The following is a 17,292-nucleotide window of genomic DNA, read 5'->3' as shown; positions in this document are numbered from 1 at the left end:
AGGCATCGAAAGGCCGATGCGGAATCGCGGCGACCGCGTGAGCTGCTGCTCGGGAGGCCGCCCAATGGTTGCCGTACGGTCGGCGAGAGCGGGCAAATGCGAGCAGCTGAAGATGCAGTCGGCACTGAAATGTCTTTCGCCGCGCTCATTGACTTCCTGTCAAATAGCGCTGGACGCAGTCGCAAAGCACGAAACCGTGCGCTCACTTGTTCCCTGTCCCTGACCTGTGCAAAGGTGTGCCCTGTCGGCGTGCCCCCACACGCCTTTCTTTCGTATGCGCGAGGCCACCGGCCGGCATACCCCTTGGTATGGACTTTATTCCGTATGTCCTTGAGAGGAATGCAGCCGTGAAAGACGCAGGCCCGTCGAATTCTCCGGCCTCGGCCCGTGGGTTCGGCGCGACGGACGAGCAACTGAGCGCGGAGCTCAGGAAGTGGACCGGGGCGACGCCCGCACTTCACCCCGTCGGTGAACTGCTGGACCGGCACTGGGAGGCGGCCTTCGCCTACGCCCGGCTGTGCACCGACGGCCCGCGCTCCGCGGGCATGCTCACCACCGCGGCCTTCACCCGGCTCTTCGGGGAGACCCTCCGGCAGAACGGTCCGACGTCCGCCTGGCGCCCCCATCTGCTGCTCACCGTGCGGCGCATCGCGGCCGAGTGGGCGGGCGACCACCGCTGCGACATGCTCCACCCCGAGCTGCTCGCCGGGACCGCGGAGGGGGAGCGGCCCGCCTCCCGGTTGCTGCCGTCGCGGCACCGGCGTCTGCTGTCCGGGGCCTTCCAGCGGCTGCCCCAGTCCGCGCGGTGCCTGCTGTGGCACGTGGAGGTCGAGGCCGAGCCGCTGACGTCCCCGGCCGGACTGCTCGGCCTGGACGAGGAGGGGGCGCGCGTCGAACTGGGCCGGGCCCGGGACCGGTTGCGCGAGGAGAGTCTCCAGCTCCATCGCGAACTCGCCCCCGACGAGGAGTGCCGGCGCTATCTGCGCCTGCTCGACGTGACGTACCGGCGCGGCGGTCTCGACATCGACCCAGATCTACGCGCGCATATCGAGGGGTGCGGACACTGCAGCGCGGCGGCGGACCAGCTCGGCCAGTTCAACCACGGTCTGGGCGTCGCCCTGTCGGAAGCGGTGCTGGGCTGGGGCGGGCGGGGGTACGCGGAGGTCCGTCTGAGCCAGGCGGGGGAGAGCGCGGCGGAGCGGGGACACCCCGGCGGAGCGGGCGCCGTGGCCGGTGCGACCGCCGCCGAGGTTCCGGCCTTCGCCGCGCGCGCACTGTTCCCGGACCCGGTGGCCCTGGCACGCGAGGTCTTCCCGGACCCGGACCCACTGGCCTACGAGATCATCCCGGAACCGGCGCGTGAGGCTGCTCCTGGGCGGGCCGGTGAGCCGGGTGCGGCCTTCACGGGGCCGACAGGTGCGGGGCGTGAGGCTTTTCCGGGGCCGAGAGGCGCGGTGGGTGAGGCCTTCTCGGGGCCGGCAGGTGCGGCGGGTGAAGCCTTCCCGGGGCCGGGAGGCGCAGCGCGTGAAGCCTTCCCGGGGCCGGCAGGTTCTGTTCCGGACGCCTTCCCCGACTCGGTTCGTGCGGCGCACGAGACCTTCCCCGGGCCGACTCCACAGGCGCGGGAGGCGTTCCCCGGGTCCAGCGCCGGGACAAGGGAGGCCTTGCAGGATCCGGTCGGTGCGGCCCCTCTGGCCTTCTCCGCCCCGCACGCAGTCGCCGGTGCGGCGCATGAGAACGTCGCGGACCCGGTCGCCCTCGCCGGTGCGGTCGGGGAGTCCTTCACCGATCCGGGCGGCCCCGCAGCCGTACCGCCGTTCCCGCCCGTGGCCGAGGGCGCGGCACCCGCCCCGGCGCCGGCCCGCACCGCACCGCCCGCGCCCCCGCGCCACCGGCCCGAAGGCGCGCGCACAGCCGCCCGGAGAGCCGCCCACAAGGCGGCCCGCCGCGCCGCCCGGCGGCGCAACCTCACCGCGGGCATCCTGACCGTCAGCGGCCTCGTCGTCCTGCCTCTGGTCCTGTGGTCCACCGGTGACTCCGGCGACAGCGCCCCGGCCGGCGCGGACCGGCCTGCCGGCGAGGCACCCGACTCCGAGGCGGGCGACACGAGCACCGACCCGTCCGGGAACGGTGCGGGCGACGTCCCGCAGGGCGCCCTGCGCGGCCGGCTGCACAATGTCGCCTCGGACCTGTGCGTCGGCATCGAGGACGAGAAGGCGGTCCTGGGCGGGGAGGCCGAGCTCACCACCTGCTCGGCGGACGCCGCCCAGCAGTGGACGTACGAGACTGACGGGCTGCTGCGCAACGGGGCCGCCCCCGACCTGTGCCTCGACTCGCGGCTCGGCTACTCCGTGCGGCTGGCTCCCTGCGCCGGCCCCTCCCGGCCGGACCCGAAGAACATCCGCTACGACTTCACCCTCCAGGGCGCCCTGGTGCCCCGCTGGGACCAGGACCTCGCCCTGGCGCCGGCCGCCACGGACGGCTCGGGAGCCCTGGTGGTCAAGGCCCGCCGGGACGACGAGGTCCAGCGCTGGGTGATCGACACCGCCAAGGCCGACCTCCAGATGCAGGCCGTCACTTGGAACGACGCCGTCCCGGCCGCCCGCACCACCCCAACGCCGTCCCCCCGTCCCACCCCGTCGAAGACGCCCGGTACCGCACCGGCCCCGCAGCCGACGCCGAGCAGCCCGGCCACAACCGCATCGCCCTGCGACCGCTTCGGCTCCTCCTGCGACTCCGACGGCCGGTACGGCAACCCGCACGACGGCTACCCCGGCTACGGCTACGGCGGCCACGGCGGAGGCGGTCGCCGCTGACCCGGGACGGGCTCAGGCGCCGACGACGGTCAGCGACAGCCACAGGGCGGCCACGGCCGACACCAGCGCGGCCGGTACCGCGAGCAGCCCGAGCCGGGTGAACTCACCGAGCCCGACCCGTTGCCCGTCCTGCTGGACGATCCGCCGCCACAGCAGGGTCGCCAGCGATCCGGCGTAGGTCAGGTTGGGGCCGATGTTCACGCCGAGCAGCACCGCCAGCACAGCACCGGGACCGGACCCGGCGGTCAGGGGCAGCAGCACCAGCACGGCGGGCAGGTTGTTGATGAGGTTCGCCAGCACCGCGGCCAGCACGGCCACGCCCAGCAGGGTGAGCAGCCCCGATCCGTCGGGCAGCACACGGCTCAACGCGTCGGCGAGTCCGTGGTCGACGACCGCGCGCACCACGACGCCGAGCGCGAGCACGAACGCCAGGAACGCCGGGGCCGCGGACCGCACCACTGTGAGCGGCGTGGCCCGCCGCCGTACGAGTGCCCGCCCGGCCAGGACCAGCGCACCGGCCAGAGCCGCCCACGCCGGCGCGATGCCCACCGCGGACGCCACGACGAACCCGGCGAGCGTGCAGCCGACGGTCACGAGGGCGAACAGCGGGAGCGGCCCGGGACGCTGCTCGGCCTCGGGGGAGGGGAGGGGCGCCGCGAGTTCCTCGTCGAAGAAGCGCCGGAACACCAGGTACTCGGCGGCGATGGCGACCAGCCAGGGCAGGGCCATGAGCGCCGCGAAGCGGGTGAAGCTCAGCCCGCTCGCGGTGAAGGCCAGCAGATTGGTGAGATTGGAGACCGGAAGCAGCAGCGAGGCGGTGTTCGACAGGTGGGCGCAGGCGTACAGGTGCGGCCGCGCCCGGACGCCCATGCGGGTGGCGGTGGCGAGCACCACGGGGGTCAGCAGGACGACGGTGGCGTCCAGACTGAGCACGGCCGTGATCAGGGACGCCAGCGCGAACACCGCGGTCAGCAGCCGCGTGGGGCGCCCCGCCGCCCAGCGGGCCATCCACGCCCCGCAGGCCGTGAAGAGCCCTTCGACGTCGCAGAAGTGGGCGAGCACCAGTACGGCGGCGAGGAAGCCGACCACGGGCCCGAGCCGCTGGATCTCCTCCCAGGCGTGGTCCGGCGAGATCACCCCGAGGGCGATGGCGAGCCCGGCGGCGGGCACCGCCAGCACGGCCTCGGGCAGGCCCTTCGGGCGGGCGACGGCCCAGACGAGCACGGCGGCCAGCAGCGTCACGGACAGGACTTCGGCGAGCGGGGTGTTCAGGGCGGGGTCCTCCGGAGCGTGATCTGGCCGTGCCCGCCCATGGAAGCAGGCGTGGGTAAGAAAGCCGCAGCCGCCCCTGTCCGGCCGGGGTCCGCCCTCCGGCCCGGGCCGCACGCCCGCCGGGTCGAGAGGTTCGTTCAGATCTCTTCGTCGAGCAGGGCCAGCTCGGCCCAGATGGTCTTGCCCTCGGCCGTGTGCCGGCTGCCCCACCGCTGGGTGAGCTGGGCGACCAGGAGCAGACCGCGGCCGCCCTCGTCCCAGGTCTTGGCCCGGCGCAGGTGCGGTGCCGTGTGGTTGGTGTCGGACACCTCACAGATCAGCGTGGCCGCGTCGTGGATCAGCCGGAGCCGGATGGGCGGTGCGCCGTAGCGGATGGCGTTGGTGACCAGCTCGCTCACCACCAGCTCGGCGGTGAACGTGGCCTCGGACAGCCCCCAGCGTTCCAGCTGGTCGACGACCTGCTTGCGGATGGGGGCGACCAGCGCCGGGTCGGCGGGGATGTCCCAGGTGGCGACCTGCGTGGACGGCAGACCGCGGGTGAGGGCCAGCAGGAGGGCCACGTCGTCGCTGGAGCCGCCCGGCGGGAGCAGGGTGTTCAGCACGCGGTCGCAGATCTCGTCCAGGGAGCCGGCGGGTCCCGACAGCGCCTCGCGGAGCATCCGGCCGCCCGCGTCGACGTCCCGCTCGCGGCTCACGAGCAGCCCGTCCGTGTGGAAGACCAGGATGCTGCCCTCCCGCAGCTCCACCTCGGCCGCCTCGAACGGCAGCCCCCCGACACCCAGCGGGGGCCCCGAGGGAAGGTCGAGGTGGTGGGCCGGGCCGCCCGGTGGCACCAGCAGTGGCAGGGGGTGCCCGGCCCGGGCGAGGGTGCAGCGCCGCGACACCGGGTCGTACACCGCGTACAGGCAGGTCGCCCCCACCTCGCCGGTGCCGTCGTCACCGCCGGACTCGGCGGACAGCCGGACGACCAGGTCGTCGAGGTGGGTGAGCAGCTCGTCGGGGGCCAGGTCGATGTCGGCGAGGGTACGGACGGCGGTGCGCAGCCGGCCCATGGTGGCCGAGGCCTGGATGCCGTGGCCGACGACATCGCCGACGATCATGGCGACCCGCATCCCCGACAGCGGGATCACGTCGAACCAGTCGCCGCCCACGCCGGAGCGGGTGGCCGGCAGGTAGCGGGAGGCGGCCTCGACCGCCGCCGTGCGCGGCAGGGTGCGGGGCAGCAGGCTGCGCTGCAGGGTGAGGGTCGTCTCGCGCTCCCGGGAGTAGCGGCGAGCGTTGTCGATGCAGACGGCGGCCCGGGCCGTGACCTCCTCGGCCAGCAGCACGTCGTCGGGGGTGAACCCCTCGGGGCGGCGGAAGCGGGTGAAGACCGCCACGCCGAGGGTGGTGCCCCGGGCCTGGAGCGGCACGGACATCGTGGAGTGGATGCCGTACTCCTGGATCCGCCGGTAGCGCAGGGGGTCCCAGGCGAGCCAGCGTTCGAGGTCGCCGGACGCGCCCGAGGCCACGACGGTGTGCCCCGCCATCAGGGAGGCGGACTGCGGGGAGTTCTCCGGGTAGACCTGCACCTGCCCCGGCTTGGCGACGGCCTCGGGGCTGCCCCTGTTGACCGACTGGTGGGCGCACCGGCGCAGGCTCAGCGGCGGGACCGGCGGCCCGGCGGACTCGCCGCCGTACTCCCGGGGGTCGAGCAGGTCGACGCTGACGAAGTCGGCGAGGGTCGGCACGCACACGTCCGCCAGCTCCTGGGCCGTGCGGGTGACGTCGAGGGTGGTGCCGATGCGCACGCTCGCCTCGTTGACCAGCAGCAGCCGCTCTCGCGAGCGGTACTGGTCGGAGAAGTCGTGGGCCGTCACGCAGACGCCGCGCACCCGGCCGGTGCCGTCGGTGAGCGGGGCCATCCTGGCCAGCCAGGCGTGGGCCGCCCGGCTCTCACCGGTCGCCTTCATGTACGTCTGCATGTCCTGCCGCCGGCCGGTGTCGAGCACCCGGCGCAGATTGTCCTCGAGCTCGGTGTTCTGCGGCCGGCTGCCGATGTCGGTGGGTTTCAGTCCCACCATCCGCCCGGCGGGCAGCCCCAGGAGGTCCGCCATGGCGTCGTTGAGGCCGCGCAGCCGCAACCGCTCGTCGAAGATCATCATGGCGCAGGGCGACTGTGTCAGGGCCATGTGCACCAGCGGATCGTCCGGCATCCCCTGGCCACCGGACTCCGGCGGGGAGACCGCGAGCCAGTCGGTCGCCTCCGGTCCGTCGGGCGGTCTGCGGTGGGCGAGCACCCAGACGGACACCGGGTGGCCGTCGCGGTGGCGCAGGGTGAGGGTGCCGCTCCAGCGGGAGTCGTCCGTCACGGAGGGCGGCTCCGCGCCGTCGGCCAGCAGCGCGGCGGCCGGGCGGCCCACGACCTCGGCGGCCGTATGGCCCAGGAGACGGCGGGCGCCCTCGCTCCACTCGGTGAGCGTGCCGTCGGCGGCGATGACGGCACGGGCGGCCACGTCATCGTCGAACGCCTCGTCCGGGCTCATCGTGGCGACTCCATACGGACACTCACAGTGAACAGGGAAGCCAGTTGAGTTCAAGCGTAGTCCGTAGGCACCCGGCGTGGACCGGTAACCCCCGCTGCCGCCTCCCCGGGGGGGGCGGGGCGTACGTCCGGCCGGAGTGATCACAGGCACAGAAGGACGCTGCCGCACCCGAGCGGCGCCTACGCTGACGCCCACCTCCCCGGATACGACGACACACCGTCCAGGTGTGCCCTCCCGGTCCGGACGGGCGGCGAACAGCCAGTCCTGTCCGGACCGTTGACGGGGCGTCACATCTGCCACAACCATGGCCTGCGTCCGCTTCTGGGAGCGCTCCCACGCCGAGCGTCACCCGCACCTCCGACGAGGAGCCCAGACGTGAAACGACGCAGAACCGCCCTGCTGTCCCTGACGGCCCTGCTGGCGACCGCGCTCACCGCGCTTCCGGCGGCGCCGGCCGGGGCCGACGAGGTCGAGCAGGTCAGGAACGGCACCTTCGACACCGACACCGCCCCGTGGTGGACGACCAGCAACGTCACCGCGGGCCTGTCCGACGGCCGGCTCTGCGCCGACGTCCCCGGCGGCACGGCCAACCGCTGGGACGCCGCCGTCGGGCAGAACGACATCACCCTCGTGAAGGGGGAGTCGTACCGCTTCTCCTTCAGCGCGACCGGGACGCCCGCCGGGCACGTGGTGCGGGCGATCGTGGGTCTGTCGGTGTCGCCCTACGACACCTACCACGAGGTGACACCGCAGCTCAGCGTCTCCGGCGACCGCTACTCCTACACCTTCACCTCGCCCGTCGACACCGCGCAGGGCCAGGTCGGCTTCCAGCTCGGCGGCAGCGCGGATCCCTGGCGCTTCTGTATGGACGACGTCTCGCTGCTCGGCGGCGTGACGCCGGACCCGTACGAGCCCGACACCGGCCCCCGGGTGCGCGTCAACCAGGTCGGCTATCTGCCGGCCGGCCCGAAGAACGCCACCCTCGTCACCGACGCCACGGCCAAGCTGCCCTGGCGGCTGAAGAACTCCGGCGGGACGGTCGTCGCCGAGGGCACGACCCTGCCACGCGGCGTCGACGCCTCCTCCGGGCAGAACGTCCACTCCATCGACTTCGGCGCCCACCGCGCCAAGGGCACGGGCTTCACGCTCGTCGCCGACGGCGAGACCAGCCGGCCCTTCGACATCGACGCGAGCGCCTACGAGCGGCTCCGCCTCGACTCGGCGAAGTACTACTACACCCAGCGCAGCGGCATCGCGATCCGCGACGACCTGCGGCCCGGCTACGGCCGCCCGGCCGGTCACGTGGGAGTGGCGCCCAACAAGGGCGACACCGCCGTGCCTTGCCAGCCCGGCGTCTGCGACTACACCCTCGACGTCAGCGGCGGCTGGTACGACGCCGGCGACCACGGCAAGTACGTCGTCAACGGCGGCATCTCCACCTGGGAACTGCTCAGCACCTACGAGCGCGCCCGGCACGCCCGCACCGGGCGGACGGACACACTGCGCGACGGCACGCTCGCCATCCCGGAGAGCGGCAACAAGGTCCCGGACATCCTCGACGAGGCACGCTGGGAACTGGAGTTCCTGCTGCGGATGCAGGTGCCCGACGGCAGGCCCCTGGCCGGCATGGCCCACCACAAGATGCACGACGAGCAGTGGACCGGCCTGCCGCTCATGCCTCACGACGACCCGCAGCAGCGCGAACTGCACCCGCCGTCCACCGCCGCCACCCTGAACCTGGCCGCCACGGCCGCGCAGGCCGCCCGCCTGTACCGCCCCTACGACAGGGCGTTCGCCGACAAGGCGCTGACCGCCGCCCGCAAGGCCTGGTCGGCCGCGCTCGCACACCCCGACCGTCTCGCCTCCGACAGTGACGGTGTCGGCGGCGGCGCCTACGCGGACAGCGACGTCACCGACGACTTCTACTGGGCGGCGGCCGAGCTGTACCTGTCCACCGGCGAGAAGCGGTACGAGGAGTACGTCCGGAAGTCCCCGGTCCACACGGCCGACCTCTTCAAGCCCATCGGCTTCGACTGGGCCCGCACCGGCGCGGCCGGCCGGCTCGACCTCGCGACCGTGCCGAACAAGCTGCCCGGCCGGGACGCGGTGCGCCGGTCGGTCGTCCGGGGCGCCGACCGCTACCTGGCCACGCTCAGGGCACACCCCTACGGCATGCCGTACGCGCCCGACGGCAACACCTACGACTGGGGCTCCAGCCACCAGGTCCTCAACAACGCCGTCGTCCTCGCCACCGCGTACGACCTCACCGGTGCCCCGAAGTACCGCGACGGCGCGCTCCAGAGCATGGACTACATCCTGGGCCGCAACGCGCTGAACATCTCCTACGTCACCGGCTACGGCGAGGTCAGTGCGCAGAACCAGCACAGCCGCTGGTACGCCCACCAGCTGGACCCCGCTCAGCCCAACCCGCCGAAGGGCACCCTCGCGGGCGGGCCGAACAGCGGCATCCAGGACCCCTACGCACAGAGCAGACTCCAGGGCTGCGTCGGCCAGTTCTGCTACATCGACGACATCCAGTCCTGGTCGACCAACGAGCACACGATCAACTGGAACGCGGCCCTGACCCGCATGGCCTCCTTCGTGGCGGACCAGGCGTAGGGACAAGGGCAGGGACGGGGCAGCCGCCGCGTGCCGGGGGAGTCCGCCGGGAGGACGCCTCCGGCACGCGCGCGTAGCCTGGTGTCATGCCAGCGGTGCGGGTCGACGGCATCGAGGTCGCGTACGACCGGGTGGGCCAGGGCCCGCCCCTCGTGCTCGCTCACGGCGCCACCGCGGACGCCCGGCTGTTCCGCCCCCAGGCCGAGGATCTGTCCGACGAGTTCACCGTGGTCGCCTGGGACGAGCCGGGCGCGGGCCGCTCCTCCGACGTCCCCACCCCCTTCACCCTGGCCGACTACGCCCGCTGTCTGGCGGCCGTCATCGAGGACGTCGACCTCGGTCCCGCCCACGTCCTCGGCGTCTCCTGGGGCGGGACCGTCGTGCTGGAGCTCTACCGTCACCACGCCGGGCTCGTCCGGACGCTGCTCCTCGTTGACACGTACGCGGGCTGGAAGGGGTCGCTCCCGGCGGCCGAGGTGCGGTCGCGTGCCGAGGGGGCCGAGCGGATGCTCGCGGTCCCGGCCGAGGCGTTCGCACCGACCATGCCGGGCCTGTTCGCCGGGCAGCCACCCGCCGAAGCCGTACGTCTGCTGTCCGTGATGTCGGCCGACACCCGGCCCCGGAGCATGCGGACCGAGCTGACCGTCATGGTCGAGGCGGACCTGCGGGACCTGCTCCCGAAGATCGAGGTGCCGACGCTCCTGCTGTGGGGCGAGCTCGACGCCCGCTCACCCGTGGAGCCCGTCGCCCACCAGTTCCTCGGAGCGATCCCGCAGGCCACGCTGGTCGTGCTCCCGGGCGTCGGGCACCTCACCAACCTCGAGGCCCCGGAGCCGTTCAACCGGACCGTCCGGGAGTTCTGCCGCGCGCACTCCTGACGGGCCGCCCGGCCCATCGCCGCCGCCGGAGGCACTCACGCGGCCGGCCCGGGCAGGTGAGTGAGCTTGTCGGGGTTGGCCACGACGTAGATGCCGCGCACCCGGTCGCCCCGCGGGGTGAGGTCCAGCACCAGGACGGCGAACGGCGCGTCACCGTCGAACAGCACGGCCGCGTCGTCGCCGTTGACCCGCCGGTAGCGCCAGACCGGATGGTCCGGGCCGCCCCGCCCGGCGGTCAGCAGACGGGCCACCTTGTCCCGGCCGTGCACCGGGCGCAGCCCGGCCCGCCTGCGCTTGCCGCCCGCGTCGGTCCACGCCGTGACGTCCGGCGCCAGCACCTCCATCAGCTCGGCGATGTCCCCGCCGAGCGCCGCCCGCACGAACCGCTCGGTCGCCTCGCGCCGCACCCGCGGATGCGCCTCGTACCGCGGCCGCCGGGCGTGCACGTGTTCCCGGGCCCGGTGCGCCAACTGGCGTACCGCGGCGGGGGAGCGGTCGATGATCTCCGCGATCTCGGCATGCGGGTAGCCGAAGACCTCACCGAGCACGAACACCGCCCGCTCCAGCGGTGTCAGCGACTCCAGGACCACCAGCATCGCGAGCGACACCGACTCGGAACGCAGGGCCGGCCCCTCTGCGGTCTCGGCGTCCTCCGCGGCGACCAGCGGCTCGGGCAGCCAGGGGCCGACGTACGTCTCCTGGCGGCGGCTGATCACGGCACGGCGGCGCAGCGCGTGGTTGACGGCCACCCGCACGAGATAGGCGCGCGGATGGCCGACGCCGGCCAGGGGAGCGCCCCCGCCGCGGGCCGTCCAGGACAGCCACGTCTCCTGCAGCACGTCCTCGGTGTCGGCGACACTGCCGAGCATGTTGTAGACGACGCCGAACAGCAGCTCGCGATGGTCGACGAACACCCCGGTCGCCGCGTCGAACGGGGCGTCGGTACGGGGTACGGGGATCTCGGTCATGCCAGGGCCTCCTCGGGCGCGCTCACCACTGCGAGCCGGACAGCTCCCCGGAATGTGACATCCCGCGCTGTGATGTGACCCGCCTCTCAGCTGGAGCCTGGGCTCCGGTACCGTCGGGTGGACTTCCTGACCTGGGGATATTTACGCGCCAGTACCCGAGCGGTACCGTGAGGGCATGCCAGCTCTCAACGTGGAGTTCAGCGACCGCGAACTTGAGGACCTCAGGCAGATCGCCAAGGAGCGCGGTACGTCCATGAAGGCGCTCGTGCGGGAAGCGGCCGCGGCCGACATCGCCCGCCACCGGGCCCTGCAGGAGGGCGCGGAGGCCTTCCGCCGGTTCTTCGCCACCCACGCCGACGAGTTCGCCGCCGCCTTCCCCGACGACGAACCGCCCGCCAAGGGCGAAGGGCGGGCCGCCTGACCCATGGCGCCCGTGATCCATATCGACGTGCCCTGGCTGCTGCAGCGCCATGAAGAGGTCCTGCCGGACCAGCCCACCGTCAACGACTTCTCCGCGCTGGTCGCCGCCGTCGCCCGGCACCGCGTCGACCCGCCGCGCCTCGGGGTGAACTCCGACCCGGCCTGGCGGGCCGCCGCGCTGCTGCACACCATCACCGTGCTCCGGCCGCTGCCCTCGGCCAACGCCCGCTTCGCCTGCGCGACCGCCGTGGCGTACATGTTCGTCAGCGGCGTCGGCATCGACCCGCCCTACGGGGCCCTCGTCGACCTCGCACGCGACCTGCTGTCCGGCGCCACCGACGTGTACGGCGCGGCGGACCGGCTGCGCTCCTGGCAGATCTGAGGAACCGGGCCGGACCCCCGATGCGCACAGGCCGCAGGGAAATGTCGAAAACGGGTGCGAGCAGCGCGCATCCGTTCCCCCTTTCTGACTTTCTGTCAATGGCGGGGATGTTGTCCGGGCGCCTTGTTGGTCGTGTGCGGGTTGTGCAAGAGTGAAACGCGTGTGCGGGGGGAATGACCGGGTGTCGCACGTGATTTGTGGACCACGTCCGATTCACCGTCGGTGAATTCGCACCTCCCGCGCCGCGCCAAAACAGGTACGCACCAACCGGGCCTCCTTTTTCGGCGCCAGGTCTTCTGTGTGTCACATGCGTGGGAAGGAACCATCTCAGTGCCCACCCCCCACCCCCCTCGTCCCCCGTATCCCCCGCCCGGCGGGGATCCGGGGGAATCCGATGAAGCACTCGCCGCACCGCTGAGAGGCAGTCCGGAGGGCGAGGTCGCCGCCCATTCCGTCGCGCTGCTGATGGCGCGGCACCACCAGGCGGTGCACGACTACGCGGTCATCTGCCTCGCCTCGTCGGCGCAGGTCGCCGCGATGGTGACCGGGACCGCCTACCACCGCACCCTCAACCGTCTCGCCTTCGGCGAGTCCGCCGTCGCGCTGCGCCCGGCCCTGCTGGTGACCGTGCGCGACACGATCCGCGAGTGGGCCGGCGACGATCGAATATCAGCCGTTCTGCCCGCATTGCAGAAACCGGCCGGAGGGCGCGGGCTGCGTGCGGCGACCTCCATGACGCCCGAAAATCGAACCCTCGCGGAGCGGGCATTCCAGGCACTTCCCGCGGGGGCGCGCTGTTTGCTCTGGCACGTCGAGGTCGAGGCAGATCCTTTAAACGTCCCGGCCGGCCTGCTGGGCATGGACACCGACATCGCCTCGGCGGCCCTCGAACAGGCGCGGGACAAATTCCGTGAAGGCTGTGTACGCGCCCATCGGGAACTCGCGCCGACCTCGGATTGCCGGTTCTACAACCGCCTCCTCGACGTGCCGATCCGCCGGGGCGGCGCACTGCTGCCGGACGTCCAGCAACACCTGGACGAGTGCCGCTACTGCCGGAACGCGGCGGAGCAACTCAGCCACTTCGAGGGCCCGCTGGGGCAGTTGATCGCCGAGGCGGTGCTCGGCTGGGGCGCCCGCCGCTACCTCGACTCGCGCCCCGGACGGGCCTCCCACGGCACCCGGGGCGCTCGCGCGGGGCGGCGCGGCGGTGGGCGGCGGGGCGGCGGGCGGCACGGGCTGCTGTCCCGGCTCCCCGTGCCCGCCCGCCGGGTTCCCGAGGGGCTGCGCTCCCCGCGGGCGCTGCTCTCGGGTGTCGGCGCGGTCTCGGCCGGGGTGCTGGCGACGGTGCTCATCATCAGCGCGTCCTCCTACGACGGCGGTGAGGCCGACCCGGCCGGCTCCAACAGCGCTGCCGGCGGCAAGGGGCCCACCTCGGCGGCGCCGCCCGGCACAGCAGGTCTTCCCGCGGCCCAGGGGGTGACACGGCTGCGCAACACCGGCGCCGACCTCTGCCTCGACATCCGCGACCTGCCGAAGGAGGGCTCGGGCACGAAGCTGGCGCAGTGCTCGACGGTCTGGACGCAGCAGTGGACGTACGAGGACGACGGGCTGCTGCGCAGCGTCGCCGACCCTGGGCTGTGTCTGGACTCCCACAAGGACGCCGGTGTCGTCGTCCTCGGCAGCTGCGCCGACGACGATGCCGAGCGGGGCGACGATGTGCGCTACGACCTCACCGTGCAGGGGGAGTTGCTGCCCCGCTGGGACGAGCAACTGGCCCTGGCCCCGGCCGACGACGACCCGGACGCCGACATCGTCGTCAAGGTGCGCGACGGCTCCTCCGACGCCCAGCGCTGGCAGTCGGAGCCGCTGCCGACAGCGGAGGGATCCTTCTCGGTCGAGGGGCAGGACGACCCGGCCGCCCGGCAAGTGACCCTGTCCGGGGGCAGCACCGCGTGATGCAGGGCCTCGGGGCCCGAACGGGGCTGCGCGGCGAACGCGCCGCGCAGCCCTCACACGGATCCCCGGCTCACACCGGATCCTCGACGAGGTCGGCCGGACCGACCGTGCTCGGCGTGGCATGGCCCGACAGGGCGAGCGTCAGGTCGAGTTCGGCGAGCAGACAGCGGATGACGTGCTCGACACCGGCCCGCCCGTCGAGCCCGAGGCCGTAGACGTACGGGCGGCCGACGAGAACCGCGCGGGCACCGAGGGCGAGGGCCTTGACGATGTCGTCGCCGGTGCGGATACCGCTGTCGAAGAGGACGGTGAGCCGGTCACCCACGGCTTCCGCCACGCGGGGGAGGGCGTCGGCCGCGGCGACGGACCCGGCCACCTGACGGCCGCCGTGGTTGGAGACGACCACACCGTCCATGCCCGCGTCGGCGGCCAGGCGCGCGTCGTCCGGGTGCAGGACGCCCTTGAGGACGATCGGGCCGTCCCAGTTCTCCCGCAGGAACGCCAGGTCCGGCCAGCTCTTGGCCGGGTCGGAGAACATCCCGACGAAATGCATCACGGCCGCGTTCGGATCCTCGTGCACCGGCTTGGCCAGACCTGCCAGAAAGGCCGGGTCCGAGAAGTAGTTGGCCGTGCCGACCCCGTGCAGGAACGGCAGGTACGCCTGGTCCAGATCGCGCGGCCGCCAGGACAGCAGCGGCGTGTCCAGGGTGACGACCAGCGCGGTGTACCCGGACGCCTTCGCCCGGTTCAGGAAACTGCGGGCCACCTCGGGATCCTTGGGCCAGTACAGCTGGAACCAGCGCTCGGCATCGCCCATCGCCTCGGCGACCTGCTCCATGGGGGTGCTGGACGCGGACGACAGGATGTACGGCACGCCCTGCGCGGCGGCGGCCCGGGCCGCGGCGGACTCGGCGTCCGGGTGCATGATCGACAGGACTCCGACCGGCGCCAGCGCGAGGGGCGCCGGCAGGGCACGGCCCAGGACCTCGACCGACAGATCCCGGTCGTGCACGTCCCGCAGCATGCGCGGGACGATCCGCCGGCGCTCCAGGGCCGCCCGGTTGGCCCGGGCCGTACTGCCGTCGCCCGCGCTGCCCGCGACATAGCCCACCGGGCCGGGCCCGAGCCGCTGCTCGGTGAGTTCCTCCAGCCGGGTCAGATCGGTGGGCAGCCGCGGCACGGCGCCCGTCATCCCGTTCAGATAGATCTCGTACTGGAAGTCCGCCCAGTGCTTGCCCACCGTACGCCCCGCCTCTCGTCGTCTCCTCGTCGAGACCGTGCCGTGGGGGCGACGATACCGAGCGGTATGCGCTCCGGTGGATCAGGGGCGGGCCGCCGCCTCGTGCAGCACGCGTGCCAGGGCGCTCGGCTGCGAGAACATCGGCCAGTGGCCGGTGTCCAGCGTCACCAGCTCCCAGCTGTCACTCCCGAGCAGCGCGGCCACCGCCGGCATCGGTTCGTGGCCGTCCAGGAGGCACTTCACGTACGTCGCCGGCAGCTCGCTCAGGGGGCGGTCGAGGACGGCCGGTTCGGTGAGCGTGATGCCCGGGTGCGGGGTTGCTTCCACGATCCGGGCGATCTGCTCGTCCGTCAGGCCGTGCCCCGCGTACTCCTCGGGACCGAGCGGCGGCCAGTATCCGCCCTGCGCGTCGATCGTCCGCCGTACGTGCTCGCTGGGCCAGCCGGACAGGAACGACTCACCGTCCACCGGTACGTTGGCGTCGACGAACACCACGCGCCGCAGCCGGTCGCCGATCCGCGCGGCGGCCTGCCCGACCGGAATACCGGCGTAGCTGTGCCCGACCAGGACGACGTCCCGCAGATCGAGCCGCTCCACCTCCTCGGCGATGTCCCGGACGTGCGTCTGCTGCCCGTCCGGCCGTGTGTCCCGTCTCTCGGCGAGCCCCGACAGCGTCAGCGCGTGGACGTCATGCCCGGCGCCGCGCAGCTCCACGGCCACCTCGTCCCACGCCCCGAGCCATGCCCCGGCCACCAGTATGAAGTCGCTCATGCCTGCAACGTAACCGAAGGGTCTGACAACCCCTCACTCCTCCTCGTCCGTGCGCGGTGTGGGGTCCGGCTCGGTGTCCGGTCCCTGGGCCCTGACGCGCTGGACGTGTTCGAGGGAGTCGCGCAGCTCAGCGAGCCAGTCGTCCGTGTGGCGCTGGACCAGACGCACGCACCAGGCCAGCGCGTCGCTGCGGCTGCGGGCGACGCCGCCGGCGATCAGGGTGTCGAGGACCTGGCGTTCGGGCTGGCGCAGCCGTGTCATGACGGGTGCGGCCACGTGCGTGAAGAGGGTCCGCCGCCCGCCGCACTCCACGCCCCAGGACACCTTGCGGCCGAACCGCTGCTCGGCCTCCCGCGCCACGGCCATCCGGTCCTCGCGGGTGCGCTCCCGGAACTCCTGTGCACGGCTCTCCAGGGCCGCGTCCCGCTCGGCGGCCGGGGCGTCCCCGGCAAGTCGGGGTGCGGGGATGCGGCCGATGACGGTGATCTCCTCGCGGTCGACCGTGATCTCGGTCAGCTCATCGAAGAGGTCGTCGGGCAGGCGGCCGGCGAACCAGCCGCGGAGCTTCTCTCGCTGCTGTCTCGTAATCATGTAATGACGATTACTCGGCCGTTCCATGAACACAAGGGGTCGCAAAGCAGTCGGCCGAGAGCGGAATCGGAATGTTTCAGGCCTATTAACGAACCCGCGGCAATCGGCCATCTGGCCGCTTCACGCCCCCGGGAACCGCGCAGTTACGGGCTTCACACGCGCAGATTCCGTAACTTCACGCCACTGTTTCAATACGCAATGTTACTGAAACCCGTGGGGTCGATGTGTGTTTCCGCTGCGGACTCGGCAGACTCGCGCTCGCCGCTCCGGGCACCGACCGAGCACGGGACGGCGCACCCTGTAATCGATGCGGAAGGATGCACACAATGCGGACCACCGCGCGCTGGGCCACGACCATCGGCATGACGGCCACCGCCGTCTGCGGACCCCTCTCCGGGGCCGCGCTCGCCTCTCCGGGTCAGGCCCCCACCGCGCTCTACGCCCCCTCGGCCCTCGTCCTCACGGTGGGCCACGGGGAGAGCGCGATCGCAGCGACTCCCGAACGCGCGGTCACCCTGAGCTGTGCGCCGACGCCCACCGGAACACACCCGGCGGCCGGCGCGGCCTGTGCCGAACTGCGCGGCGTCGGCGGCGACTTCAACGCCCTGACGGCGAGGGACGGCGTGATGTGCACCAAGCAGTACGACCCCGTGGTCGTCACGGTGGACGGAGTCTGGCAGGGCAAGCGCGTCTCCTACGAGCGCACGTTCTCCAACGACTGCATGAAGAACGCCTACGGGACGGGAGTCTTCTCCTTCTGAGAGGGCTGAGCCCACAGACCGGGATCGCGCCGTACCCGTGAAGCACAGCGGGCCGTGGCTGGGGAGCCGGGCCGTTGTCACGAGGAGTCGCGA

The 17,292-nt window shown here is 72.8% G+C and carries 13 protein-coding genes; 7 read left to right on the top strand and 6 right to left on the bottom strand.

The features are described from left to right. The first annotated feature begins 347 nt into the window (after positions 1–347). Complete coding sequence (locus ACFZDI_RS13435; RefSeq protein WP_391250190.1) at positions 348–2,816, top strand: ricin-type beta-trefoil lectin domain protein; 2,469 nt, start codon at positions 348–350, stop codon at positions 2,814–2,816. A gap of 12 nt (positions 2,817–2,828) precedes the next feature. Here the strand turns inward: ACFZDI_RS13435 and ACFZDI_RS13430 are convergent, their stop codons facing one another. Then, positions 2,829–4,058 carry an SLC13 family permease gene (locus tag ACFZDI_RS13430; protein ID WP_391250188.1) on the bottom strand — a complete coding sequence of 410 codons (1,230 nt, stop codon included), beginning with the start codon at positions 4,056–4,058 and terminating at the stop codon, positions 2,829–2,831. A 167-nt stretch (positions 4,059–4,225) separates the two neighbouring features. Further along, a complete protein-coding gene (locus tag ACFZDI_RS13425; RefSeq protein WP_391250186.1) occupies positions 4,226–6,613 on the bottom strand; it encodes a SpoIIE family protein phosphatase in 2,388 nt (795 codons plus the stop codon). 375 nt (positions 6,614–6,988) lie between these two features. On the opposite strand from ACFZDI_RS13425, the gene ACFZDI_RS13420 reads away from it, so the two are divergent. Both ACFZDI_RS13420 and ACFZDI_RS13415 read left to right on the top strand, forming a co-directional pair. Further along, complete coding sequence (locus ACFZDI_RS13420) at positions 6,989–9,232, top strand: glycoside hydrolase family 9 protein (RefSeq protein ID WP_391250184.1); 2,244 nt, start codon at positions 6,989–6,991, stop codon at positions 9,230–9,232. Between the two features lie 86 nt (positions 9,233–9,318). After that, positions 9,319–10,110, top strand: a complete 792-nt coding sequence (locus ACFZDI_RS13415) for an alpha/beta fold hydrolase (RefSeq protein WP_391250182.1) — start codon at positions 9,319–9,321, stop codon at positions 10,108–10,110. A 35-nt stretch (positions 10,111–10,145) separates the two neighbouring features. Here the strand turns inward: ACFZDI_RS13415 and ACFZDI_RS13410 are convergent, their stop codons facing one another. Then, complete coding sequence (locus ACFZDI_RS13410; RefSeq protein ID WP_361112414.1) at positions 10,146–11,078, bottom strand: sigma-70 family RNA polymerase sigma factor; 933 nt, start codon at positions 11,076–11,078, stop codon at positions 10,146–10,148. Positions 11,079–11,253: 175 nt separating this feature from the next. Here ACFZDI_RS13410 and ACFZDI_RS13405 point away from each other — a divergent pair, with 175 nt between their 5' ends. The 3 genes from ACFZDI_RS13405 (at position 11,254) to ACFZDI_RS13395 (ending at position 13,836) form a co-directional block, all read left to right on the top strand. After that, positions 11,254–11,499, top strand: a complete 246-nt coding sequence (locus tag ACFZDI_RS13405; RefSeq protein WP_030845137.1) for a hypothetical protein — start codon at positions 11,254–11,256, stop codon at positions 11,497–11,499. 3 nt (positions 11,500–11,502) lie between these two features. After that, positions 11,503–11,880, top strand: coding sequence for a toxin Doc (locus ACFZDI_RS13400; RefSeq protein ID WP_097222448.1), 378 nt, complete (start codon positions 11,503–11,505; stop codon positions 11,878–11,880). Between the two features lie 330 nt (positions 11,881–12,210). Next, positions 12,211–13,836 carry a ricin-type beta-trefoil lectin domain protein gene (locus tag ACFZDI_RS13395; protein ID WP_391250179.1) on the top strand — a complete coding sequence of 542 codons (1,626 nt, stop codon included), beginning with the start codon at positions 12,211–12,213 and terminating at the stop codon, positions 13,834–13,836. 70 nt (positions 13,837–13,906) lie between these two features. On the opposite strand, the gene ACFZDI_RS13390 is transcribed toward ACFZDI_RS13395, so the two are convergent. The 3 genes from ACFZDI_RS13390 to ACFZDI_RS13380 all read right to left on the bottom strand — a co-directional run bounded on the left by ACFZDI_RS13390 (position 13,907) and on the right by ACFZDI_RS13380 (position 16,438). Beyond that, complete coding sequence (locus tag ACFZDI_RS13390; protein WP_391250177.1) at positions 13,907–15,076, bottom strand: alpha-hydroxy-acid oxidizing protein; 1,170 nt, start codon at positions 15,074–15,076, stop codon at positions 13,907–13,909. 81 nt (positions 15,077–15,157) lie between these two features. Beyond that, the gene (locus ACFZDI_RS13385; protein ID WP_391250175.1) at positions 15,158–15,847 is read right to left on the bottom strand and encodes an alpha/beta fold hydrolase; all 690 of its coding nucleotides are present in this window, start codon (positions 15,845–15,847) and stop codon (positions 15,158–15,160) included. A gap of 33 nt (positions 15,848–15,880) precedes the next feature. Then, positions 15,881–16,438: a hypothetical protein gene (locus ACFZDI_RS13380; protein WP_391250172.1), complete on the bottom strand. Its 558-nt coding sequence runs from the start codon at positions 16,436–16,438 to the stop codon at positions 15,881–15,883. A 326-nt stretch (positions 16,439–16,764) separates the two neighbouring features. Between ACFZDI_RS13380 and ACFZDI_RS13375 the strand changes: the two genes are divergently transcribed. Further along, the gene (locus ACFZDI_RS13375) at positions 16,765–17,199 is read left to right on the top strand and encodes a protease inhibitor (protein WP_234850728.1); all 435 of its coding nucleotides are present in this window, start codon (positions 16,765–16,767) and stop codon (positions 17,197–17,199) included. Positions 17,200–17,292: the final 93 nt, after the last annotated feature.

This window comes from Streptomyces sp. NPDC007907, assembly GCF_042959365.1.
Classification (GTDB): Bacteria; Actinomycetota; Actinomycetes; order Streptomycetales; family Streptomycetaceae; genus Streptomyces; species Streptomyces indiaensis.
The sequence above is the reverse complement of the archived record's forward strand: the minus strand, read 5'-3'. Positions and strand labels throughout refer to the sequence as shown.